General features: G+C 70.9%; 18 protein-coding genes. 16 read left to right on the top strand and 2 right to left on the bottom strand.

What is annotated here, in order from left to right; genetic code table 11:
- Nucleotides 1-104 precede the first annotated feature (104 nt).
- The 12 genes from AWQ68_RS29315 to AWQ68_RS29265 all read left to right on the top strand — a co-directional run bounded on the left by AWQ68_RS29315 (nucleotide 105) and on the right by AWQ68_RS29265 (nucleotide 12144).
- A complete protein-coding gene (locus tag AWQ68_RS29315; protein WP_066946300.1) occupies nucleotides 105-1721 on the top strand; it encodes an ABC transporter substrate-binding protein in 1617 nt (538 codons plus the stop codon).
- A gap of 54 nt (nucleotides 1722-1775) precedes the next feature.
- Complete coding sequence (locus tag AWQ68_RS29310; RefSeq protein ID WP_066946297.1) at nucleotides 1776-2723, top strand: ABC transporter permease; 948 nt, start codon at nucleotides 1776-1778, stop codon at nucleotides 2721-2723.
- Nucleotides 2720-3607: an ABC transporter permease gene (locus AWQ68_RS29305; protein WP_084464520.1), complete on the top strand. Its 888-nt coding sequence runs from the start codon at nucleotides 2720-2722 to the stop codon at nucleotides 3605-3607. The genes AWQ68_RS29310 and AWQ68_RS29305 overlap by 4 nt, the downstream gene beginning before the upstream one ends.
- Nucleotides 3604-5655 carry a dipeptide ABC transporter ATP-binding protein gene (locus AWQ68_RS29300; protein WP_066946294.1) on the top strand — a complete coding sequence of 684 codons (2052 nt, stop codon included), beginning with the start codon at nucleotides 3604-3606 and terminating at the stop codon, nucleotides 5653-5655. The genes AWQ68_RS29305 and AWQ68_RS29300 overlap by 4 nt, the downstream gene beginning before the upstream one ends.
- Entirely contained in the window at nucleotides 5655-5876 is a 222-nt protein-coding gene (locus AWQ68_RS29295) for a hypothetical protein (RefSeq protein WP_066946292.1), read from the top strand. Before AWQ68_RS29300 ends, AWQ68_RS29295 begins: the two co-directional genes overlap by 1 nt.
- Nucleotides 5877-5888: 12 nt before the next feature.
- Nucleotides 5889-6428 (top strand): UGSC family (seleno)protein, encoded by a 540-nt coding sequence (locus tag AWQ68_RS29290; protein WP_066946289.1) that lies wholly within the window; start codon nucleotides 5889-5891, stop codon nucleotides 6426-6428.
- Nucleotides 6425-7474, top strand: coding sequence for a hypothetical protein (locus AWQ68_RS29285; RefSeq protein WP_066946287.1), 1050 nt, complete (start codon nucleotides 6425-6427; stop codon nucleotides 7472-7474). The genes AWQ68_RS29290 and AWQ68_RS29285 overlap by 4 nt, the downstream gene beginning before the upstream one ends.
- A complete protein-coding gene (locus tag AWQ68_RS29280; RefSeq protein ID WP_066946284.1) occupies nucleotides 7471-8358 on the top strand; it encodes an SDR family NAD(P)-dependent oxidoreductase in 888 nt (295 codons plus the stop codon). The genes AWQ68_RS29285 and AWQ68_RS29280 overlap by 4 nt, the downstream gene beginning before the upstream one ends.
- Nucleotides 8359-8418: 60 nt before the next feature.
- The gene (gene trxB / locus AWQ68_RS29275; RefSeq protein ID WP_066946281.1) at nucleotides 8419-9381 is read left to right on the top strand and encodes a thioredoxin-disulfide reductase; all 963 of its coding nucleotides are present in this window, start codon (nucleotides 8419-8421) and stop codon (nucleotides 9379-9381) included.
- A 61-nt stretch (nucleotides 9382-9442) separates the two neighbouring features.
- Complete coding sequence (locus AWQ68_RS44400; protein ID WP_218007086.1) at nucleotides 9443-9604, top strand: hypothetical protein; 162 nt, start codon at nucleotides 9443-9445, stop codon at nucleotides 9602-9604.
- 1 nt (nucleotide 9605) lies between these two features.
- Nucleotides 9606-10496, top strand: a complete 891-nt coding sequence (locus AWQ68_RS29270) for an amidohydrolase family protein (protein WP_084464519.1) — start codon at nucleotides 9606-9608, stop codon at nucleotides 10494-10496.
- Nucleotides 10497-10623: 127 nt separating this feature from the next.
- On the top strand, nucleotides 10624-12144 hold the full coding sequence (locus tag AWQ68_RS29265; RefSeq protein ID WP_066946276.1) for an acyl-CoA synthetase: 1521 nt from the start codon (nucleotides 10624-10626) through the stop codon (nucleotides 12142-12144).
- A 112-nt stretch (nucleotides 12145-12256) separates the two neighbouring features.
- Here the strand turns inward: AWQ68_RS29265 and AWQ68_RS29260 are convergent, their stop codons facing one another.
- Nucleotides 12257-12631, bottom strand: coding sequence for a CBS domain-containing protein (locus AWQ68_RS29260; RefSeq protein WP_066946273.1), 375 nt, complete (start codon nucleotides 12629-12631; stop codon nucleotides 12257-12259).
- A 391-nt stretch (nucleotides 12632-13022) separates the two neighbouring features.
- Here AWQ68_RS29260 and AWQ68_RS29255 point away from each other — a divergent pair, with 391 nt between their 5' ends.
- The 3 genes from AWQ68_RS29255 (at nucleotide 13023) to AWQ68_RS29245 (ending at nucleotide 15919) form a co-directional block, all read left to right on the top strand.
- On the top strand, nucleotides 13023-13301 hold the full coding sequence (locus AWQ68_RS29255; protein ID WP_066946270.1) for a HesB/IscA family protein: 279 nt from the start codon (nucleotides 13023-13025) through the stop codon (nucleotides 13299-13301).
- A 358-nt stretch (nucleotides 13302-13659) separates the two neighbouring features.
- A complete protein-coding gene (locus tag AWQ68_RS29250) occupies nucleotides 13660-15285 on the top strand; it encodes an ABC-F family ATP-binding cassette domain-containing protein (protein WP_066946267.1) in 1626 nt (541 codons plus the stop codon).
- A 100-nt stretch (nucleotides 15286-15385) separates the two neighbouring features.
- On the top strand, nucleotides 15386-15919 hold the full coding sequence (locus AWQ68_RS29245; protein WP_218007085.1) for a GNAT family N-acetyltransferase: 534 nt from the start codon (nucleotides 15386-15388) through the stop codon (nucleotides 15917-15919).
- Between the two features lie 605 nt (nucleotides 15920-16524).
- Here the strand turns inward: AWQ68_RS29245 and AWQ68_RS29240 are convergent.
- A complete protein-coding gene (locus AWQ68_RS29240; protein WP_066946264.1) occupies nucleotides 16525-18480 on the bottom strand; it encodes an aconitate hydratase in 1956 nt (651 codons plus the stop codon).
- Between the two features lie 369 nt (nucleotides 18481-18849).
- Between AWQ68_RS29240 and AWQ68_RS29235 the strand changes: the two genes are divergently transcribed.
- A complete protein-coding gene (locus AWQ68_RS29235) occupies nucleotides 18850-22761 on the top strand; it encodes a metallophosphoesterase (RefSeq protein WP_066946261.1) in 3912 nt (1303 codons plus the stop codon).
- Nucleotides 22762-22766 lie beyond the last annotated feature (5 nt).

The raw sequence follows: 22766 nt of genomic DNA, 5'->3' as shown, positions 1-22766 counted from the left end.
CACTGATTACGGCGCACCGGTGCGGAACCTACATTGCCTGAGCACGGGCTCAAGTGGCCCCGGTCACAGTCGCTGGCTCACCCCAGCCTTCAGGAGGATCCGCCATGTCACGTCCACGCCGCGTCGCCGGGACGAAGAGAGCCGTCGCCGGCGCGGCAGCGGTGACAGCCGCCGCAGTCCTGTCCGCCTGCTCGGGCGGCACGTCCACCGCCGCGGGCGAGCCCGGCACGGCGACGGGAGCTCCCAAAGCCGGCGGAGACGCCCGGCTGCTGATCACCCAGGCGATCTTCTCGCTGGATCCCGCCGCCGTGCAGACCGGCAACTACGGCGCGCAGGGCGGCTACATGCAGGCGCTCTACGACGTGCTGTTCTACGCCGACATCGCCACGAACACGGTCACCGGCCAGCTCGGCGAGAGCATCGAACCGGTCGACGACACGTGCAAGAACTGGACGCTCGTGCTCAAGCCGGGCCTGAAGTTCACCGACGGCACCCCGCTGGACGCCGAGGCCGTCGTCTTCAACTGGGAGCGCATCCAGGACCCGGAGACCGCGTCGCCGCAGGCGCCCAAGCTCGCCGGCGTCACGGCGAGCGCCAAGAACGACACCACGGTCGACATCCGGCTCAAGACCGCCAACTGCGCCTTCGACCGGATCGTGGCGAACTCGCTGGGCTACATCGCCTCGCCGACCGCGATCAAGGCGTCGGGCAAGCAGTACGCGGAGAAGCCGGTGGGCGCGGGCCCGTTCAAGCTCGCCCAGTGGAACCGCACCGCGAACGAGCTGAAGCTGGTCAAGAACGAGAACTACCTCACCCCGGGTGAGCCGCACCTGGACAGCGTCACATTCGCCACCGCCGGCAACGCGGCCACGGTGATCGACTCCATCGTGTCCGGCCAGGTCCAGCTCGCCAACAACGTGTCCACCCCCACCGCCGTGGACGACGCGATGGCGGCCGGCCTCGGCGTGACGACGCTCAAGCCCAGCGGAGGCGCGGCGTACCAGTTCAACGAGAAGAAGGCGCCGTTCGGCGAGCTGTGCGCGCGGCAGGCGCTGGCCTACGCGCTCGACCCGGCCGCGATCGACAAGGCGCTGAACCAGTCGCAGAAGGTCGGCGGCCCCACCTACGGCCTGATGGACCCGTCCTCCGCCTTCTATGACGAGTCGCTGAAGTTCCCCTCGGCCGACCCGGCCAAGGCCGCCGCGGCCGTCAAGGAGTGCGAGGCCAAGGGCAACCCGCTGCATTTCACCATCACCGCGCTGCCCGGCACCGACCAGAAGCTCGCCGAGTACGTCGCCAGCCGGCTCAACCAGGTGGCCGGCTTCGAGGTCAAGGTCGAGATCATCACCGCCGCCGACGCGTACACGAAGATCTTCGTGAACCGGGACTTCCAGATCACCAGCTACCCGGGCGGCATGAAGTTCCACGACCCGGACCCGCTGTTCGGCGACTGGCTGTCCTCCGGCGGCGCCACCAACCTCACCGGCTACGCCACCAAGGAGATGGACGACGCCCTGGTCGCCGCCCGCGGCTCCCGCGACGAGAAGGACCGGATCGCCGCGTACCGGAAGGTGCAGGAGATCTGGACCACCGACCTGCCGTTCTGGATCTGGGGCAAGCCGATCTCGTTCTTCGTCCACGACGCGAAGCTGACCGGCGTCGAGCCGGTGAACGGCGGACTGGACATCCTCCTCACGCAGAAGCTCGCGTACACCGGGTGACCGGTCCGACGTGCTGAACCCGTACAAACCTCACGACCGGAATCAGGAGGGAAGATGAGCGGCACCACGTTCGTGGCGAAGAAGCTCAGCCATCTCCTCGCCGTCGTCCTCCTGGTCTCCCTCGGCGTGACCGCCCTGCTCTCGCAGGGCGGCACCGTCGCCGCCCAGATCCTGGGCCCGAACGCCAACGCCGGGCAGATCGCGGAGCTGGAACGGCAGCTCGGGCTGGACCGGCCCTTCGCCGAGCGGTACCTGTCCTGGCTCGCGGACGCGGTCCGCGGCGACCTGGGCGAGTCACTGCTCACCCACGTCCCGGTGACCGAGGTGATCACCAACGGCTTCGCGGTGACCTTCGAGCTGATGGTGCTCGGCCTCGGCATCGCCCTGCTGGTCGCGGTGCCGCTGGCCGCCTACACCGCGAGGAACGTCGGCGGAAAGATCGACACGATCGCGACCGGCGTCTCCTCGCTGTTCATGTCGCTGCCCTCGTTCGTGCTGGCGATCGGGCTGCTCTACGTGTTCGCGGTGCGGCTGGGGATGCTGCCGGTCAGCGGGTGGGTGCCCTTGACCCAGGACCCGGTGGGCAACCTGCGCAGCGCGATCCTGCCCTCCCTGGTGCTGGCCCTGCACCCGATGGCCACGTTCTTCCGGGTGCTGCGCAGCGACATGATCACCACGTTGCAGCAGGACTTCGTGCTGACCGCGCGGGCCAAGGGGCTGAACACCGCCTACATCCTGCTGCGGCACGCGCTGCGGCCGTCGCTGACCACGCTGGTCTCCCTGGCCGGGCTGTCCATCGGCTCGCTGATGACCGGCGCGGTCATCTCCGAGGTGATCTTCCGGCTGCCCGGCATGGGGTCGGCGATCGTCAACGCGGTCACCCAGCGGGACGTCCCCATCGTCCAGGGGGTGGTGCTGCTGGTCGCGCTGACCTATGTGGTGGTCAACACCCTGGTCGACCTCCTTCAGGCCGTCATCGACCCGAGAGTGCAGACGTCATGAGCGCGACGATGACGACGGGGCCCGGCACGCGGCCCGCCGCGGCCGAGGACGAGGACGCGCCGGTCCGGCGCCGGCCGCCGGTCAGCCTGGTGCTCTGCTCCGTCTGGGTGGTCCTCGTCCTCGCCTCCACCCTGCTGGCCGGGCTGCTGCCGATCGCCGGGTACGACGAGCCGGTGGCGGACGGCGCGACCCCGCCGTTCGAGTCCTGGCCCGAGTTCCTCGGCACCGACAGCGTCGGGCTGAGCGTGCTGTCCCGGGTGATCCACGGTGCGCAGCTCTCCCTGGCGGTCGCGCTGCTCGGCACCGTCATCGGGATGGCGGGCGGAGTCGCCCTCGGGACGGCGGCCGCCTACTTCAAGGGCTGGCTCGCCACCGTGGTCAACCTGCTCAGCGATGTGGTGCTCGCCTTCCCCGGCCTGGTGCTGCTGCTGGCCATGGCCTCGGTGACGCGGCCGAGCGTCTGGTCGCTGTCGGCCATGCTCGGCCTGCTCAGCCTGCCGTCCAGCCTGCGCATCGCGTACGCGAACGCCAACGTCCAGCTCGGCCGGGACTACGTGCTGGCCGCCCGGGCCCTCGGCACGCCGGCCTGGCGGATGATCGTCCGCGAGGTGCTGCCGAACATCGCGCACTCGCTGGTCGCGTTCGGGTTCGTGATGGTGGCGACCTTCATGATCGCCCTGGGGGCGCTCGACTTCCTCGGGATCGGCCTGCCGCCGCCGCGGCCGAGCTGGGGCGGGATGATCGCGTCCGGCTTCGACAGCATCAGGACCCGGCCGTACCTCGTCTTCGTCCCCGCGGCGGTGCTGCTGCTGACCGTGTTCTCGTTCAACACCATCGGTGATCGCCTCCGCGAGCGCGCGGACGGACGGGGAGGACATCTGTGACGCACGACGAGGCGAAGTCGCTGCTGCGGATCCGTGACCTCAGCGTGCGCATCCCGACCGCGCGCGGCACGATCTGGCCGCTGGACGGGGTCGACCTCGACCTCGGCGCGGGCGAGACGCTCGGCCTGGTCGGCGAGTCCGGCTCGGGCAAGTCGATGCTGGTCCGGTCGATCATGGGGGTCACCCCCGCCGCGTCCACGCTCTCCGGCGAGCTGACCTTCGACGGCGTGGACCTCGCGGGCGGCCGCACCGAGCAGGCGCGCGGCGTGTGGGGCAAGCGGGTCGCCATGGTCTTCCAGGACTCGATGACGTCGCTGAACCCGGTGGTCCGGATCGGCCGGCAGGTCAGCGAGGGCGCCAGGCGGCACCTCGGCCTGACCGCCGCGCAGGCGCGGGAGCGGGCGCTCGACCTGCTCGACCTGGTCGGCATCCCGGAGCCCCGGGCCCGGCTCGCCCAGTACCCGCACCAGCTGTCCGGCGGCATGCGGCAGCGGGTCGCCATCGCGATGGCGCTCGCCTGCGACCCCGACCTGCTGATCGCCGACGAGGCGACCACCGCGCTGGACGTGACCATCCAGCGGCAGATCCTCGACCTGCTGCAGGAGATCCAGGCCACCCGCGGGATGGCCATGATCATCGTGAGCCACGACCTCGGCGTGGTGGCCGGCCGTACCGACCGGATCGCCGTCATGTACGGCGGCCGGATCGCCGAGGAGTCCGCCACCCGGACGCTGTTCGCCGAGGCCAGGCACCGGTACACCCGGGCGCTGCTCGGGGCGCTGCCCACCCTGGACATGCCGCGGCACAGCGTGCTGCCCACCGTTCCGGGGTCGGCCCCCGACCCGGTGGGACGGCCGCGGGCGTGCCGCTTCGCGCCCCGCTGCCCCGCCGCGGTGGACCGGTGCCGCACCGAGCGGCCGCGACTGCTTTCGCAGGGCGACTCCGGCCACCGGTTCGCCTGTTTCGTCCCGGTGGAGCCGGACGCGGCTCCGGCCTCGGCGCACGCCGCAGCGGTGGCCGCCCCGGCCGCCGCGACCCCGGCGGCCGGGCGGCCGCCCCGGCTGGAGGTCCGCGACCTGGTCTGCCGCTACCGGGTTCCGGGCGGCACGATCCATGCGGTGTCCGGGATCAGCTTCGCCATGCCGCCGGGGGAGACCCTCGGCATGGTCGGCGAGTCCGGCTGCGGCAAGTCCTCCGCCGCCAAGGCGATCGTCCGGCTGCAGCAGGCGGCGAGCGGATCGGTGCTGCTCGACGGCACCGACCTGCTCACCCTCTCTCCGCGCGAGATGCGCAGGCAGCGCACCCGCATCCAGATCGTCCTGCAGGACCCGATCGCCTCGCTCAACCCGCGCAAGACCGTGCGCGGGTGCGTCGCCGAGGGCCTGCTGATCCAGGGCGTTCGGGGCGCGGAGCTGGCCGCGAAGGTGGACGACGCGCTGCGCGGCGTCGGCGTCGACCCGGACATCCACGGCGGCAAGAAGGCGTACCAGCTTTCCGGCGGGCAGGCGCAGCGCGTCGCCATCGCCCGCGCCATGGCGCTCGACCCGGACGTGCTGGTGTGCGACGAGCCGGTGTCCGCGCTGGACGTGTCGGTCCAGGCCCAGGTGCTCAACCTGCTGGAACGGTTGAAGGCGGAGCGCGGACTCACCATGCTGTTCGTCTCCCATGACCTGAGCGTGGTGCGGAACATCAGCGACCGGGTCGCCGTGATGTACCTCGGCACGATCGTCGAGCTGGGCGACGCGGACCAGGTGTACTCCGCACCGGCCCACCCGTACACCCGGGCGCTCATCGGCGCGGTGCCGGTGCCCGACCCCACCCGCGACCACGCGAGCACGCCCCGCCTGGAGGGCCAGCTCCCCTCGCCGCTGTCCCCGCCGTCCGGCTGCCGGTTCCGTACCAGGTGCCCGATGGCGCGGCAGGAGTGCGCGGACAAGGAGCCGCCGCTCGTCGAGGTGGCCCCAGGACGGCTCGCCGCCTGCCACTTCCCGCTGACCGGCTCCCCGGAGCCGGCGGCCCCGTCACCGACAGCACGAATGAGGCAGTGATGAAAGACGACGCCCGACTTGAGCAGATGGCCGCGACCCTGGCCGTCGACGGCTATCACCTGACCGTCGAGGAGAGCGGAGCCGGGTTCGACGTCCGGATCACCGCCGACCCGGAGACCTGCGGCGACTGCCTGGTGCCCAAGAAGATCCTGGTCACCATGCTGCAGCCGATCCTCGGCGTCGACGCGGACGCGATCCGGCTGACCTATCCGAACGACTGAGGAGTGTGAGGGATGTTCGACCGGATCCTGGACCCGACGGGACTGTCCGTACGGCCCGCCGGCGTGGCGTCCGGCGCGCGGCGGCTGCCGAGCCTGGCCGGCGCGCGGGTGGGCCTGCTGGACAACACCAAGCAGAACGCGGCCCTGCTGCTGGCCGAGATCGGCGAGCTGATGACGAGCCGGTACGGCGCCGTGGTGACGATCCGGCGCACCAAGGAGATGTTCGCGCTGCCGGTGGACGAGCCGCTGCTCAGCGAGATGAAGACCGCCTGCGACGTGGTGGTCGTCGGGGTGGGCGACTGCGGCTCGTGCAGCGCGTCCGCGGTGGCCGACGGCATCACGTTCGAGCGTGAGGGCGTCCCCGCGGCGGTCATCTGCAGCGACGCGTTCGCGGTGACGGCCAGGGCGATGGCCGAGGTGCACGGCGACGCCGACTTCGACTTCCTGATGACCCCGCACCCGGTCGCGGTGCTGAACCCCGAGCAGGTCGCGGTCCGCGCCGGCGAGTTGCTCGACGTCGTCGTGGCGCGGGTGAGCGAGGAGGGACGATGACCGGGCAGGCCACCGAGGACCCGCGCGTGGCGGAGCGGGCGATCGAGTACGTGTACCGGCAGGGCTGGACCGACGGGCTGCCCACGGTGCCCGCGACCAGGGAGCGCACCGACGAGTTCCTCGCCACGACCTCGCGGCCGGCCGACGAGGTGATCGGCAGGCTGGACCACCTCAAGCGCGAGGTGACCGTCGAGCTGGCGGCGATCAACTCGGTGATGGCCGGCTGCCTGCCCGAGTACTTCCCCGTGGTGCTGGCCGCGTGGGACGCGCTGATGCTGGAGCGCTCCACCATGGGCGGCGGCTGGCAGAGCACCAGCGGCCCGGCGCCGCTGCTCGTCGTGAACGGCCCGGTGCGGCGGCGGCTCGGCTTCAACAGCACCGGCGGCGTGTTCGGACCCGGCTTCCGGGCGAACGCGACGGTCGCCCGCGCCATCGGCCTCATCGTGCGCAACGGGCTCGGCGTCGTCCCGCACGTCTTCGAGCAGGCGACCCAGGGCGTCCCCGGCCGCTGGGCGATGTGCATCGCCGAGAACGAGGAGGAGAGCCCCTGGGAGCCGCTGTCGGTGGACGGCGGGGTGACCGCAGGCGTCGACGCCGTCTCCACGACCCTGCTGCGGACCAGCGAGTACGTCGACAACCGGCACACCGGCGACCCGGAGAAGCTGCTCGCCGACTTCGCCGACACGCTGTCCCGCAGCGGCTCGCTGATCTTCCGCAACGCCGGGGCGGGCGTGGTGTTCTGCCCGGAGCACGCGCAGATGCTGGCGAACGCCGGGATGAGCAAGGACGACGTCCGTACCTGGCTGGTGGAGCGGTGCGGCCGGACCAAGGCCGACCTGGCCCGGGTCGGCAAGAACGGCATCACCGAGAACGGCGTCAGATACGAGCGCGGCGACGGAGATGCGGAGGGCTTCGACCCGATGTTCGCGGCCGACTCGCCGCAGAACCTGCCGATCGTCGTCGCCGGGGCCAGGAACGCCGGGATGTCCATGGTGGTCCGGCTGTTCTCGAACTGGTCCGGCGTCTCCGCGCGGGTCGAGCCGTGAGCGGCGGACCGGGGCGGCGGGCCGCCCTCGTCACCGGATGCGGCAAGCCCGACGGGATGGGACAGGCCATCGCCCGCACCCTCGCGCGGGCCGGGATGGCCGTGATGGTGACGGACAAGGAGGCGGCGGGCGTCCCGAACGACCGCCAGCGGCTGATCGGCGCGGCGCCGACCGGCGACGGCCTGTCCGCGCTGGTCGCCGACCTCGCCGCGGAGGGGCACGAGGTCGCCTCCGTGCTCGGCGACGTCTCCGACCCCGCCGCCGCGGAGCGGATGGTCGCCGCGACCGTGGAGCGGTTCGGCTCGGTCGACGTCCTGGTCAACAATGCCGCGGCCCCCCAGGGCCCGGACCGTGCCGACATCGAGGACGTGCCGCTGGAGACATTGGACCTGGTGCTCGGCGTCAACCTGCGCGGCACGTACCTGATGTGCCGGGCGGCCGTGCCGCACATGCGGGGCCGCAGGTACGGGCGCATCGTCAACATCTCGTCGATGGCCGGGCTGACCGCGGCGCCGTTCTCGACCGCGTACTCGGCGTCGAAGGCCGGCGTGATCGGACTGACCCGCGCGCTGTCCATGGACGTGGCGCCGTGGGGCATCACGGTCAACGCGGTGTGCCCCGGCCTGGTCGCCACGAGCAGGGCCGTGCTCGACCCTTCGCCCGACCTGGACGTGGCCGAGACGCTGCGGCAGCGCGGCCGGGCCATCCCGGTCGGCCGGGTCGGCCGTCCCGAGGACGTGGCGTCGGCGGTGGCCTTCCTGGCCGATCCCGCCAACGGCTACCTCACCGGTCAGGCGCTGCCCGTTGACGGGGGCGGGCTGAGCCCGTTCCCGATGCGCAGACCCGAGCCGGCGGAGCACGAGCGGCAGGGGAGCGGGCGGTGAGCGACGTGCCGGCGATCGACGCACGCGGGGCGGGCCCCCGCCGAGACCGAGGAGTGGGGCATGGACCTCGACGTACGTGATGTCATCGTCATCGGCTCGGGCCCGGCCGGGTACACCGCCGCCGTGTACGCGGCCAGGGCCGACCTGCGGCCGCTGGTCTTCACCGGGTCGGTGACGGCGGGCGGCGCGCTGATGAACACCACCGAGGTGGAGAACTTCCCCGGCTTCCCGGGCGGGATCATGGGGCCCGAGCTGATGGAGGGCATGCGGGCCCAGGCCGAGCGGTTCGGCGCCGACCTGGTCGCCGACGACGTCACCGAGGTGGCGCTGACCGGCGAGGTCAAGACCGTGGTGGACGGCTCGGGCCGCGAGCACCGGGCCAGGTCGGTGATCCTCGCCATGGGCTCGGGCTACCGCAAGCTCGGGCTGCCCGGCGAGGACCGGCTGTCCGGGCACGGTGTCTCCTGGTGCGCCACCTGCGACGGCTTCTTCTTCAGGGACCGGAACATCATGGTCGTGGGCGGCGGCGACTCCGCGCTGGAGGAGGCCACCTTCCTGACCAGGTTCGCCGCGAAGGTCACCTTGGTGCACCGGCGCGGCGAGCTGCGCGCCTCGAAGATCATGCAGGAACGCGCGCTCGCCGACCCGAAGATCGAGTTCGCCTGGAACTCGGTGGTCGCGGAGCTGCACGGCGAGGACCGGCTGACCGGGGTGACGCTGGCCGACACCGCTACGGGGGAGCGGCGCGAGGTCGAGGTGGCCGGACTGTTCGTCGCGATCGGCCACGACCCCCGCTCCGAGCTGCTGACCGGCCAGGTGGACCTGGACGACGACGGCTACGTGCGGGTGGACCACCCGTCCACCCGGACGAACCTGACCGGCGTGTTCGCCTGCGGCGACCTGGTCGACCGGTACTACCGGCAGGCGGTCACCGCCGCGGGCACCGGCTGCGCCGCCGCGCTTGACGCGGAGCGGTACCTCGCCGCCCTCCACGACGCGGCCCCGGCGGCGGCCGCGACCTGATCGCGGGCGGCGGCGAATATTCGGCGAAAGTTCGACGCGACCAGGAGAGAAGGAGGAAGCGATGGATCTGTCGGGCAAGGTGGCCGTCGTCACGGGGGCCGGCCGCGGCCTCGGGTGCGCGGACGCCATCGCCGAGTCGTGGAAGACCGGCGTCGGCGCCGACCCCGAGACGTACGGAATCCCGGCGCCGAAGGCTCCCGCTTCGGACGGTCAGGGGGCTTGAGATGACCGGAGCAGCCATGAACGTCGCCGACCTGGTCGCGATCGACGTCCACACCCACGCGGAGATCTCCAAGGACGGGCACGGCTCGCTGAGCCCGGAGCTGTTCGGGGCCTCGGCGGACTACTTCAAGGCGCACGCGCACCGGCAGCCGACCATTCCCGAGATGGCCGCCTACTACCGGGAGCGGAAGATGGCCGCGGTGGTGTTCACCGTGGACGCCGAGCACGCCACCGGCCACCCGCGCATCTCCAACGAGGAGATCGCCGAGAGCTGCGCCGAGCACGCCGACGTGCTCATCCCGTTCGCCAGCGTGGACCCCTGGAAGGGCAGGGCCGGGGTGCGTGAGGCGCGTCGGCTGGTCGAGGAGTACGGGGTGCGCGGGTTCAAGTTCCATCCGAGCATCCAGGGCATCGCTCCCAACGATCCGGTGGCGTACCCGCTGTATGCGGTCATCGAGGAGCTGGGCGCGGTCGCGCTGTTCCACACCGGCCAGACCGGCATCGGCGCGGGCGTCCCGGGGGGAGGCGGCATCCGGCTGAAGTACGCCAACCCGATGCTGGTCGACGACGTCGCGGTGGACTTCCCCGAGCTGCGGATCATCCTCGCCCACCCGTCCTTCCCGTGGCAGGACGAGGCCCTCGCCGTCGCCACGCACAAGCCGTACGTCTACATCGACCTGTCCGGCTGGTCGCCGAAGTACTTCCCGCCGCAGCTCGTGCGGTACGCGAACACGCTGCTGAAGGAGAAGGTGCTCTTCGGCTCCGACTATCCGGTGATCACCCCGGACCGCTGGCTGGCCGACTTCGACAAGCTGGAGGTCAAGCCGGAGGTCCGTCCGAAGATCTTGAAGGACAACGCCGTACGCCTGCTCGGGCTCGGCGGCCAGAAGTGACCGGACGGCGCGCTGACGCGGTGCGACCCTTCCCGCCCCTGCCTCCGACGTCTCCGACCCCCTGTGCCCGATCCCGCCGTGCCGGCGTCCGGCATGGCGCCCCCCTTCTTCCTGACAGGAGTACGTGATGCTGAACGCCGGAGTGGGAGGATGGCCGGCCCGCCGGGCCCAGATGACGCCGAACCGCAGGGCGTTCGTCTTCGGCGACCGGTCCCTCCGCTACGCCGAGGTGCACGAGCGCACGACGAGGCTGGCCTGGCGGCTGCGCGAGGCCGGGGTGCGGGCCGGTGACCGGGTGGCCTACCTCGGGCCCAACGACATCGCCTTCGCGGAGACCATGTTCGCCACGCACGTCCTCGGCGGGATCTTCGTGCCGCTGAACTTCCGGCTGGCGGCGCCCGAGATCGCGTACATGCTGCGCGACTCGGGGGCGTCGGTCCTGGTCTACGCGCCCGAGTGCGCCGAGGCGGTGCGCACGCTGCCGGACATGCCGGACCTGCGTACGGTCGTGGCGCTGGCGTCGCCCGCGCCCGGCGAGCACGAGTACGAGACGTGGCTGTCCGCGGGCGACGCCACCCCGATCGACGTGCCGGTGGCCCTCGACGACATCGCCCTCATCCTGTACACCTCCGGCACCACCGGCCGTCCCAAGGGCGCGATGCTCAGCCATGCCAACCTGGTGTGGAACACCTTCAACATCATGATCGGCGTCGACGTGGCGAGCGACGAGGTGACGCTGATCAGCGCGCCGTTGTTCCACGTCGCGGCGCTCGACCAGACGCTGCTGCCCACGTTCGTGAAGGGCGGCTGCTCGGTGATCATGTCGTCCTGGGACGTGGACGCGTGCTACGACCTCATCGAGAAGCACGGCGTCACCTGGATGTTCGGGGTGACCACGATGTTCGCCGCGTTCGCCAGGTCGCCCCGGTGGGCCGGAGCCGACCTGTCCTCGCTGCGCAACCTGATGTCCGGCGGGGCGGCCATCCCGGGCGCGCTGATCCGGACGTACCAGGAGCGCGGCCTGGTGTTCTGCCAGGGGTACGGCCTCACCGAGACCGCGCCCGGCGCGACCTTCCTCGAGGCCGAGGAGAGTGCGCGCAAGGTCGGCTCCGCCGGAGTCCCGGTCTTCTTCGCCAACGTACGCGTGGTCAGGAGTGACCTCACCGACGTGGAGATCGGCGAGCCGGGGGAGGTGCTCATCCAGGGGCCGAACGTGACCCCCGGCTACTGGCGCAACCCGGAGGCGACCGCCGCCGCCTTCCTCGACGGGGGCTGGTTCCGGTCCGGTGACATCGCGACCCTCGACGGGGAGGGCCACCTCTACATCGTGGACCGGGTCAAGGACATGTTCATCTCAGGGGGTGAGAACGTCTATCCGGCCGAGGTCGAGGGCGTGCTGTTCGAGCATCCGGCCGTGGCCGAGGCCGCCGTGGTCGGGGTGCCCGACCCCACGTGGGGGGAGGTCGGCCGGGCGTTCGTGGTCCGCCGCCCCGGCGTGGACGCCACCGGCGACGAGTTGCGCGCGTTCTTGCTCGGCAGGCTGGCCAAGTACAAGATCCCGCGCTACTTCGAGATGGTGGACAGCCTGCCCAAGACCGGTTCGGGAAAGATCCAGAAACGGCAGCTCAGGTCCCGGCCCCTGGCCTGACCCACCGGTCGGCCGCCCACAGCGTGGAGATCGCCGCGAGCATGTCGTTCGCTACGATCTCGCCCAGCACGGCCATCGTCGTGACCGCGCCGGTGTCACGCGGTGGGGCGCCTCACGACGCCCACGTCTCCAGAGCGAGGAGATCGCGCATCGACACCATGCCCACCATGCGTCCGTCCTGCTCCACGGGCAGATGGCGGATGCCAGCGTCCAGCATCCGCCGGGCGACCTCACGCGAGTCCTCGTCCAGGCCCGCGGTCTTCACCTCGGTCTTGGCGCATGCGGCGGCGTTCACGGAGGCCGGGTCGCTGAACGTGGCCATCGCCGCCACCAGGTCCCGCTCTGTGATTATTCCGGTGACCTCGTCGCCGTCGAGCACGGCCAGCGCGCCGACCTTCTTCTCCACCATGTGCCGGGCCACCTCGGGCAACCGTTCGTCCGCCCGGCAGCCGAAGATCATTGGCCGATAGACATTGCCGATACGCATATTTCCCCCGTCTGAGCGTTGATCGCCCGGCGGGCTCGCCGCCCCGGGCGAACGTCGTCGTCCCCGATCCGTGTGACGCGGCCGGCCTCGTCATCGACGAGAAGGTGGGTGCGGGTTCGGCTTCGAGTCTACGACCGCACGCGGAAGAGCGTCGTGGACACCCCGTGCGCGGCCGGCCCCCGCGGACCGAGGGGCGGCCGGACCGCCCCTGTTGGCGCGGCGGCGACACCGTTTGATCGGGATGGCTCGGGGCAGGGGGCGCGAGAGTGTCCTCGCCCACCGGCGGCGGGAGCGCGGGCCTACGGCATGTCCGGGGCCGAGGGCACCCGATCCGCCGGGCGGGCCGGCATCGGACGAGACGGACCGCGGCATCAGAATCGAGGAGCCTGCCGTGCTGACGATGACCGACAATGCCGTCGGGGCGATCCGCGATCTCATCGTGGGCGAGTACCTGCCGCACCGGGCGGGCCTGCGGATCGCCGTGAAGCCGGACGAAGAAGGCGCGCTCGAGTTCTCGCTGGCGAGCGACGCCTGGTCCGGAGACCATGTGATCGAGAAGGAGGGCGTACGCGTCTTCCTCGACCCGGATGCCGTCGCGTTCCTGGGGGACAAGACCCTGGACGCCGAGAACGACCCACGCGGCCGGCCGCTCTTCCGCCTGACGCCCTGATCAGGCGCTGCGGCCGGTCACCGGCACGTCACCAGATGGGGACTTTCTTGCGGGAGCCGGCCAGCGGGTCCGCAAGCTCGTGCCGACTTGCGACCGGTCGCGGCGGCTGCGCCCTGCAAAAAAAGCCGTTGCCGTTGGGCGGCAGACGGCTGCTATGGTGTGTGACGCTTGTAAGCGGAAGCTAGGAGACCAGACGTGGCAGGTGAAGACGACATCTCCGGGTGATACCGGAGGTTGATCGGCCCCGGCAGGCGCGTATGTCCGCCGCCGACGTGGCCGTAGTCGTCATTCCCCGAAACCTGTCCCATTGCCGGGCGGCTTCGCCGCGCCCGGATCACGTGCTTACGAGGTCTCTCGCATGTCCGATGCGTTCATCATCTGCTCCAACCTGTCCTTTTCCTGGCCCGACGACACGCCCGTCTTCAGTGATCTGTCCTTCACCGTGGGCGGCGGCCGTACGGGCCTCGTCGCCCCGAACGGCGCGGGCAAGAGCACGCTGCTCAAACTGATCGCCGGTGAGTACCGGCCCGGCGGCGGCAGCGTGTCCGTCGACGGCGTGCTCGGTTACCTCCCGCAGAGCCTGCCGCTCGACGGCGACCTGACCGTGGCCGAGGTCCTGGGCATCGCCCCCGTGATCGCGGCGCTGGACGCCATCGAATCGGGGGACGCGAGCGAGGAGCACTTCAGCACGATCGGCAACGACTGGGACATCGAGGAGCGCACCCGAGCCCAGCTCGACCGGCTCGGCCTCGGCGACCTCGAGTTCGCGCGTACGCTGCGCACGCTGAGCGGCGGCCAGGTCGTGTCGCTCGGCCTGGCCGCGCAGCTCCTCAAGCGGCCCGACGTCCTGCTGCTCGACGAGCCGACGAACAACCTCGACCTCGACGCGCGCCGCCGGCTCTACGACGTGCTCGGCGACTGGAACGGCTGCCTGCTCGTGGTCAGTCACGACCGGGCCCTGCTCGACCGCATGGACCGCATCGCCGAACTCGACCGGGGCGAGGTCCGCTTCTACGGCGGCGACTTCACGGCGTACGAGGAGGCGGTGCGCACCGAGCAGGAGGCCGCCGAGCGGAACGTACGCAGCGCCGAGCAGGAGCTCAAGCGCGAGAAGCGGGAGATGCAGCAGGCCCGCGAGCGGGCCGAACGCCGGGCGAGCAACGCCGCGCGCAACCTCAAGAGCGCCGGCCTGCCGCGGATCTTCGCCGGCAACATGAAGCGGGGCGCCCAGGAGTCGGCCGGGCGGGCGGGCCAGATGCACGCCTCCCGCGTCAGCGATGCCAAGGCCCGGCTCGACGAGGCGGGGCGCGCCCTGCGCGACGACCAGAAGATCGTGCTGCAACTGCCGGGGACCAACGTCCCCGCGGGGCGCACGGTCTTCCTCGGCGAACGCCTCCAGGCCCGCGGCCTGTTCGCCGAGCCCGGCGTCGACCTGACGATCCGCGGACCCGAGCGCGTCGCGCTGACCGGCCCCAACGGGGCGGGCAAGTCCACCCTGTTGCGCCTGATCGGCGGCGATCTGGAGCCGGACGGCGGCACGACCAGGCGGGCCGACGGCCGGGTGGCCTACCTGTCGCAGCGGCTGGACCTGCTCGACGTCGAGCGCACCGTGGCGGAGAATCTCGCCGCGTTCGCCCCCGGCATGCCCGAGGTGGAGCGGATGAACCTGCTGGCCCGCTTCCTGTTCCGAGGCGCCCGTGCCCACCTGCCGGTCGGGGTGCTGTCGGGCGGCGAACGGCTGCGCGCCACGCTGGCCTGCGTGCTGTGCGCGGAGCCGGCGCCCCAGCTTCTGCTGCTTGACGAGCCCACGAACAACCTCGACCTGGTCAGCGTGGGGCAGTTGGAGAGCGCCCTCAATGCGTACGAGGGGGCGTTCGTGGTGGTCAGCCACGATGAGCGGTTTCTCGCGGAGATCAAGGTGGACCGCTGGCTGGAGCTGTCAGGCGGGCGGCTGCTGGAGACCGGAGATCGCGTCGGCGAGTGACCCGCCGCCCTGCGCGGCCGTGCCGGAGGTCCGGCACGGCCGCGACAGGCGCCTCGCGCGGCGGTTACGATCACGGCTCGTCGATCGAGGAGGACCCGGAGTGGAACGGCTGACGGAGCGGTTGCGGCTGCGGATGTGGCGGGACGACGACCTCGACCCGCTGGCCGCCATGGATGGCGACCCCGAGGTGATGCGGTACATCGGTGACGGCGTGCCCCTCGCCCGGGAGCAGACGGCCGGCGCGCTGGTGAGGCTGCGCCGCCGGTGGCAGGAGCGCGGGTTCGGCCTGTTCGCGGTGGAGGTGCGGGAGACAGGAGAGTTCGCGGGTTGGGTCGGCCTGACGGTTCCGGAGTTCCTGCCGGAGGTGATGCCGGCCGTGGAGATCGGTTGGCGACTGGGACGGGCGCACTGGGGCCGCGGCTACGCCACCGAAGCGGCGCGTGAGGTGCTGGCTTTCGGGTTCCGTGAGGCGGGGCTGGACGAGATCGTCAGCGTCGCCCACGTGGACAACAAGGCGTCCTTGCGGGTGATGGCCAAGCTCGGAATGCGCCCGGAGCGCCGCACGGCGGTGCCGAGCACCGGTCAGCCCGTCCAGGTCACCGTCATCACGAGGGAGGAGTACGCGGCCACGTAGATGGCCACGTCCCTCACCCGAGGGGGCCGCTCCCGCTCCCTCGCCGAGCCCTGGGACGTCCACGCAGGATGGCCGCGATCGACTTCCAGGGCGGGCCGGGCACGGGCGAGCTGATGGAGCCATGAGGTGACGGCAGGATGCTGAGACATCGGGAAACTCCCTTGATGACGTGGTTGCGATGTCATCCAGCATGTCGGCGCGACCAGCTCGTGATCGATCCCGCGCGTGGGTGTTTCCGCACTACAGCCAGCGCTACCGCCGCCCCGGGAAGTCCTGGTCCACGGCGGTGATCGCACTCTCTGGTTCGCATGAGCAGGCCGAGCAGAGCGCGGCCAGGAGAGAGCAGGAGCCGCCGCCGTACCGGAAAGTGCTCCAGCGAGACGATCTCCGCCAGCCGCGCGTCCGCCCCTGCGGTGGACACGCAGGCACACTGGACCGCCACCGAACGACTGGAGATCAATCCTCCGGCCGACATTCCCGGGCCCCGCGGAAAGTCCGAGCCTGCGAGGACTTTTCGTGGGTGGGGCGTCAACGCGGCGAGGCGCCGTCTGGGCCGCGCGCAGCAGGGCTTGATGTGTCAGACACGACCCAGCGCGGACGGGTCCTCATGTCGCGGTGCGGGACCTGATCAAGGGGATCTGCCCGCCGGCGAGGACCATCGCGACCTGACGGGGGGACAGGCGGTGCCGGACGACGAAGTCGGCGCCCGTGGTCGTGTCGCGTACCGTGATGTCGCCGCCCCTCTCCAGCGCGCCGCGCAGGTCCTCCAGGGACAGCTCGTCGCCTTGGCCGACGCGGTCGTAGTCCGCCGGGTCGGCGAACTCGAGGGCCAGCACGCCGAAGTTGGCGAGGTTCTGCCAGTGGATGCGCGCGTACGATTTCGCGATCACCGCGCGCAGGCCGAGGTAGCGGGGCGCGATCACCGCGTGTTCGCGTGACGAGCCCTGGCCGTAGTTGGCGCCCCCGACGACGACGTGCGGGCCGGCCTGATGCGCTCGCGCGGCGTAGCTCTCGTCGATCTGGCTGAAGGTGAACTCGGCGAGCCGCGCGATGTCGCTGCGGAAGGGCAGGACACGGGCCCCCGCGGGCAGGATCTCGTCGGTGGAGACGTCGTCGCCCACCTTGATCAGAACCGGGGCGCGCAGCCGGTCCGGCAACGGGTCGAAGTCGGGGAGTGTCCCGATGCTGGGCGCCTTGACCAGTTCGACCCGTCGCGCCTCGGCGGGGGCGAGGGGCGGCTCGAACATGCCCTCGGCGACGGAGGCCCGCTCGGGCAACGTCACGACGGGATACTCGATCCCCAGCAGGTCGGGCAGCGTCCTCGGATCGGTGATGCGTCCGGTCAACGCGGCGGCCGCCGCCGTCTCAGGAGAGCACAGCCACACCGAGTCCTCCTTCGTCCCCGACCGGCCGGGGAAGTTGCGCGGCATGGTGCGCAGGCTGTTGCGGCCGACCGCGGGCGCCTGCCCCATGCCGATGCACCCCATGCATCCGGCCTGGTGGAGCCGCGCGCCGGCCCTGATCAGGTCGAGGGTGGCCCCCATGCGGGTGAGGTCGGCGAGGGTCTCCCGCGAGGTCGGATTGATGTCCACCGACACCTGCGGATGCGCCTGGCGACCGGCCAGGACGGCGGCGACGATGGCGAAATCCCGCAACCCGGGGTTGGCCGACGATCCGACCACCACCTGATGGACCTCCTCGCCCGCGACCTCGCGTACGGGGACGACGTTGCCCGGCGAGGAGGGCGCGGCGATCAGCGGTTCCAGGGCGGACAGGTCGATCTCCTCGTGGACGTCGTAGTCGGCGTCCGGATCGGGGAGTATCTCGACGAAGTCGTCCGCTCGCCCCTGGGCGGTGAGGAACGCGCGGACCTGGTCGTCGGCGGGGAACACGGTCGTGGTCGCGCCGAGTTCCGCGCCCATGTTGGCGATGACGTGCCGGTCCATCGCGGCCAGCGCCGCAAGTCCCGGTCCGTGGTACTCGATGACGCGGCCCACTCCGCCGTCGACGCCGTGGCGGCGCAGCATCTCCAGGATCACGTCCTTGGCCGAGACCCACGGCGGGAGCGCGCCGGTCAGGCGTACGCCCCAGATCTCCGGCATCGTCAGATACAGCGGTTGCCCCGCCATCGCCATGGCGACCTCCAGGCCGCCCACGCCGACGGCGAGCATGCCCAGCGATCCCGCGGCACAGGTGTGGGAGTCGGAGCCGACCATCGACGCGCCCGGGACTCCGAAGCGCTGCATGTGCGCGGGGTGTGACACGCCGTTGCCCGGCCGGGAGTACCAGACCCCGAAGCGGTGGCAGGCCGAACGCAGGAACAGATGATCGGCCATGTTCCGTTCGTCGGTCTGCAGCAGGTTGTGATCGACGTACTGTACCGATGTGCGGGTGCGCACCCGATCCAGGTCGAGCGCTTCCAGCTCCAGCATCACCATCGTCCCCGTCGCGTCCTGCGTGAGGGTCTGGTCGATGCGCAGCCCGATCTCTTCCCCGGGCGTCATCACGCCGTCCACGAGATGGGCGCCGATCAGTTTCCGGGTGACGTTGAGTCCGGTCATGGCTCTCACCCCTTGACCGCGAACCGCCGGCACGAGCAAGTGTTCGGAGAGTCGCGTCCGTGCCGTGCCCCATGGCCCACTGTACGGCGACGCGGACCACCGCCGTCAGGGCGAGTGGGGCGTCACACCGTGCCTCTGTCCGGATCGCGGGGCCGCGTTCGCGCGATCATCGGTGAGTCGAAACGATATTTCTTCTCCCCTTCAGTCACTTTACGCACTCTGTTCACTCCTGCCGTCCACTGTGTCCGCTCGAGACCGAAGCGCCTTTATATGCGCTTTATCCGAACGTGATGAAAGGGACTGCACCCGATGCAGCCAGTGGCAGCCCGAAAGCTGCTGGGAAGCTCAAGGATCCGAGGACGTTTCGCCGTGGTCGCCGCGGTCGCGACGCTGCTGGTCAGCGGCATCGTGACGGCGGCGCACGCCGACCCCGACCCGGGGAAACCCGGACGGGGACGTCCCAGCCCGACGCCGACCGGCTCTCGCACCCCTCCCACCCTCAGCCCCGCCGACGGTTCGTACCTCGAAGGCACGGTCAAGGTCGCGGCCGTGCCGGCCGAGGCCGGTGACAGTGTCACGGAGCTCGCCGTGGACGGCACCGCGCTCGACGCCACCCGGACCGTGGGCGTCTCCCGGCTCCGCTTCGACGTCGGCTCGAACTCGACCGAGGCGCGGTACCACAACTATGTGCTCGTCAACGGCGCGTACCGGAGCGACATCGGCGACCACGTGAACGAGCGGGCGACCATCGAGATCCCGAACGAGCACCTCGTCAAGGGCGAGAACACCATCGAGATCTTCGCCGGGTCGATCGACAGCTCCTGCGGGGTCAACTACGACGACTTCGTCCTGTCCGACCTGAGCCTCGAACTCCTCGGCGAGGTCGCGGACGGCGAGGACAACCCGTACACCCTCTCCTTCGGCGACGGGAACTGCGGCTCGAACACCTCGCTGCTCAAGCAGGCCAAGCTGACGTTCTTCGTTCAGGGCGACCCGCAGGGCACCACGGGTCTCGCCGCGGACCTGGACACCACGAAGCTGACCGGCGGCGGGCACACCATCACGGCCAAGACCGCGGCCGGGGTCACCGTCAAGAACAGCGTGACCGTGAACAACGCTCCGGCCGGGGCGCCCCGGCTGCTGCCCACGGACGGCACGCTCGTGGCGGGCGATCAGCCGGTCTTCGCGACCGTGCCCGCCGAGAGCGGAGGCGGCGTCACGTCCCTCACCGTCGACGGCGCCGAGCCCGCCACGAAGGCCACCCTGGGCAACGGGGCGGCGACGTTCAGCTTCGACGTGGGCGCCGACTCGATCGACGACAAGTACGACGACTTCTTGCTCGTCAACGGAAAGCGCATCGACCTGGGCGGCTCCTGGGCCGGCCGGCGCGTCGCCATCGCGGTGCCCGCCCGGTTCCTGGTACCCGGCGACAACACGATCAAGGTCGTGACCGGGGACTACAAGGCGTCCTGCGGGATCGACCGCGACGACTTCACCATCGCGAATCTCGACCTCGCCCTCGACGGCGCCACCGTGACCGGCAAGGACATCAAGCCGTCGTACGAGATGGGCGACGGCGACTGCGGCAGCAGCCGGACCGCCCTCCGCGAGGTCGAACTGCACTACACGATCGACGCCCGGCCGGTGCACGTCGTCCAGACGCTCGGCTCGGGTGACGCGACCCTCAGCTTCACCGTGGGCAGCAACTCGATCGAGGCCCGATACCAGAACTACCTGCTCGTCAACGGGCGGAAGGTCGTGCTCGACGGCGACTTCGTCAGCCGGCGCGTCGACTTCACCTTCCCGAACGAGTACCTCGTGCCCGGCTGGAACACGATCGATTTCGTGACCGGCACGTATCCGACGTCGTGCGGCGCCAACCGCGACGACTTCGCGATCTCGAACATCGCCCTCACCCCGGTGCGGGGCAAGGCGACCGGCCAGATGCTCAAGAGCTCGTACAGCATGGGCGACGGCAACTGCGGCGACAACGTGAACCTGCTCACCGAGATCGACCTCGAGTTCCTCGTGGACGCGCCCGCCGGCGGCCTCCGCGCGGACCTCGACACCACCGCCGTCAAGGACGGCAAGCACACGATCGCCGCTGCCTCGACGACGGGGGAGACCGCCACCCGTACGCTGATCACGGACAACACCGCGCCCAAGGTCGCCGCGAGTGTCCCGGCCGTGGGGGAGAAGATCACCGCCTCGGTCGTGCTGGACGTCACGCTCGAGGACGCCTCCGGCGTGGTGTCCGGGCCGGACGTCACGCTCGACGGCCGCCCGATCGCGCTGGGCGCCCAGGTGGGCCCGGGGCTGTCACCCGGCGCGCACACCCTGGCCGTGACCGGCTCCGACGGGCTCGGCAACACCGCCACGCGTGAGATCGCGTTCGAGTCGGCGGGCGTCCCGGACGTCCCGGCCGAGCTGGCACCGGCGGTGGGCAGCGTCGACGTGTCGAAGTCCGTCACGCTCTCGGCCAAGGTGGCCGAGCCCGGCGGCGGCAAGGTGACGGCGACGTTCTCCGAGGCCGAGATCCTGACCCCGAACCAGGCGTACCAGGGCGTGGCCGCGTCCGTCCCCACGACCCTGCGGGTGCCCGGCGAGCAGAAGGTCTCGACCAAGGGGCTCGAACCCGCCGACGGCGCGACCCTCGACGCGCCCGCCGGCCGGGACGTCACCTACCAGCGGTTCGACATCCAGGTGAAGGGCCACGTGGACGCCCCGGTCCTGCGCTGGGAGGGCGTCATCGACCCCGAGCGCCTGGCGTCCCTGCGCGCGTGGAACACCAAGACCAAGGCGTGGGATCTCCTGACGAGCTCCCGCGGCGCGGCCGAGGGCAACACCGCGCTCACCGCCGTCGTCGGCGCGGAGTACATCGACGGCCAGCAGGTCCACGTCATGGTGACCGGTGAGGATCCGTTCGCCGACGACATCGACCCCGGCGACCCGAACGGCTTCGCCGACCCCTCCACGTACGACTTCTCGATCGTCCACTTCACCGACACCCAGTACATCTCCGAGGGCGCGGTGGAGCAGGAGACCGCCGAGGAGCGCGCGGTGTGGGAGTCCGCCTACGCCGGCATCGTCAACTGGATCAAGGACAACAGGGACCAGCGCAAGATCTCCTACGTCGCGCACACCGGCGACATCATCGAGAACAACATCCGCAAGCCCGCGGACGAGGCCATGCGGAGGCAGGTCGTCGGCGAGTTCGAGGTGTCCTCCCGGCAGCAGCGCGTGCTGGACGAGGCCAACATCCCGAACGGCGTGATCGCCGGCAACCACGACAACCAGTCGGGCACCGAGGACGGGCCGGAGGCGATCTACAACAAGTACTACGGCCCCGGCCGGTACCAGACGGCGGCGCAGGGCTGGCAGCACGCGGAGTACGGCGGGCCGTGGAAGGAGGGCGACAACCAGAACCACTACGACCTGTTCTCCGCCGGCGGGCTGGACTTCGTCGTGGTCGGCCTCTCGTACGGCGTCACGCGGGAGGAGGCCGAGTGGGCCGACTCCATCTTCAAGCGGTTCCCCGACCGCAACGGCATCCTGCTCTCGCACGACTACCTCGTGCCGAGCACCAACCCCGACGGGCGCGGCGCCGGATTCTCGGCTCCCGACGGCTCGATGCTGTACAAGACGGTGGTCGAGAAGAACCCGAACGTCTTCCTCATCCTCGCCGGGCACGAGCACGGCGTGGCCACCAACGTGAAGCCGAAGGTGGGCCAGGTCGGCAAGGGCGTCGTCGAGCTGCTTGCGGACTACCAGTTCTACACGGTGTCGGCCGACCGCCTCGGGCTCACCGAGGTCGGCGGATACAACCCGAACGACCAGCTCCAGTTCGGCGCGAGCTTCTTCCGCCTGCTGCAGTTCAACGTCAAGCGGTCGGAGCTGACCGTGGACACCTACTCCCCGTTGCTCAATGACTTCGGCGCCGGCGAGTTCGACCCGCTGCGCCGGTACGACGGGCGCGAGGACAACATGGTGCTCCCGGTCGACCTCACCTCCCGTACGACGAGCTTCACGACCGACTCGCTGGCGCTCTACAAGCCCACCCGGATCGTCGGCACGAGCACGGTCGCGTCGGGGCAGGTCGCCTCGGTGGTCTGGGACCGCCTCAAGGCCGACACGGCGTACGCGTGGTTCGTCACGGCACGCTCCACCGGCGGCGGCGTGACCGCGTCCGAACCGAGCGTCTTCGTCACGAAGAACGAGAACGGCCGTTCCGGCGACTGGGGGCCGGACTCGCCGATGTACCGCTGGTTCCAGCGCAAGTAAACCCA

Source organism: Microtetraspora fusca (assembly GCF_001570365.1).
Taxonomy (GTDB): domain Bacteria; phylum Actinomycetota; class Actinomycetes; order Streptosporangiales; family Streptosporangiaceae; genus Microtetraspora; species Microtetraspora fusca.
The sequence above is the reverse complement of the archived record's forward strand: the minus strand, read 5'-3'. Positions and strand labels throughout refer to the sequence as shown.

Excerpts from the sequence above, each read along its gene's own strand:
- AWQ68_RS29315 (WP_066946300.1), top strand. The coding sequence starts at position 105 with ATGTCACGTCCACGCCGCGTCGCCGGGACGAAGAGAGCCGTCGCCGGC.
- AWQ68_RS29310 (WP_066946297.1), top strand. The coding sequence starts at position 1,776 with ATGAGCGGCACCACGTTCGTGGCGAAGAAGCTCAGCCATCTCCTCGCC.
- AWQ68_RS29305 (WP_084464520.1), top strand. The coding sequence starts at position 2,720 with ATGAGCGCGACGATGACGACGGGGCCCGGCACGCGGCCCGCCGCGGCC.
- AWQ68_RS29295 (WP_066946292.1), top strand. The coding sequence starts at position 5,655 with ATGAAAGACGACGCCCGACTTGAGCAGATGGCCGCGACCCTGGCCGTC.
- AWQ68_RS29290 (WP_066946289.1), top strand. The coding sequence starts at position 5,889 with ATGTTCGACCGGATCCTGGACCCGACGGGACTGTCCGTACGGCCCGCC.
- AWQ68_RS29285 (WP_066946287.1), top strand. The coding sequence starts at position 6,425 with ATGACCGGGCAGGCCACCGAGGACCCGCGCGTGGCGGAGCGGGCGATC.
- trxB (WP_066946281.1), top strand. The coding sequence starts at position 8,419 with ATGGACCTCGACGTACGTGATGTCATCGTCATCGGCTCGGGCCCGGCC.
- AWQ68_RS44400 (WP_218007086.1), top strand. The coding sequence starts at position 9,443 with ATGGATCTGTCGGGCAAGGTGGCCGTCGTCACGGGGGCCGGCCGCGGC.
- AWQ68_RS29270 (WP_084464519.1), top strand. The coding sequence starts at position 9,606 with ATGACCGGAGCAGCCATGAACGTCGCCGACCTGGTCGCGATCGACGTC.
- AWQ68_RS29265 (WP_066946276.1), top strand. The coding sequence starts at position 10,624 with ATGCTGAACGCCGGAGTGGGAGGATGGCCGGCCCGCCGGGCCCAGATG.
- AWQ68_RS29260 (WP_066946273.1), bottom strand. The coding sequence starts at position 12,631 with ATGCGTATCGGCAATGTCTATCGGCCAATGATCTTCGGCTGCCGGGCG.
- AWQ68_RS29250 (WP_066946267.1), top strand. The coding sequence starts at position 13,660 with ATGTCCGATGCGTTCATCATCTGCTCCAACCTGTCCTTTTCCTGGCCC.
- AWQ68_RS29240 (WP_066946264.1), bottom strand. The coding sequence starts at position 18,480 with ATGACCGGACTCAACGTCACCCGGAAACTGATCGGCGCCCATCTCGTG.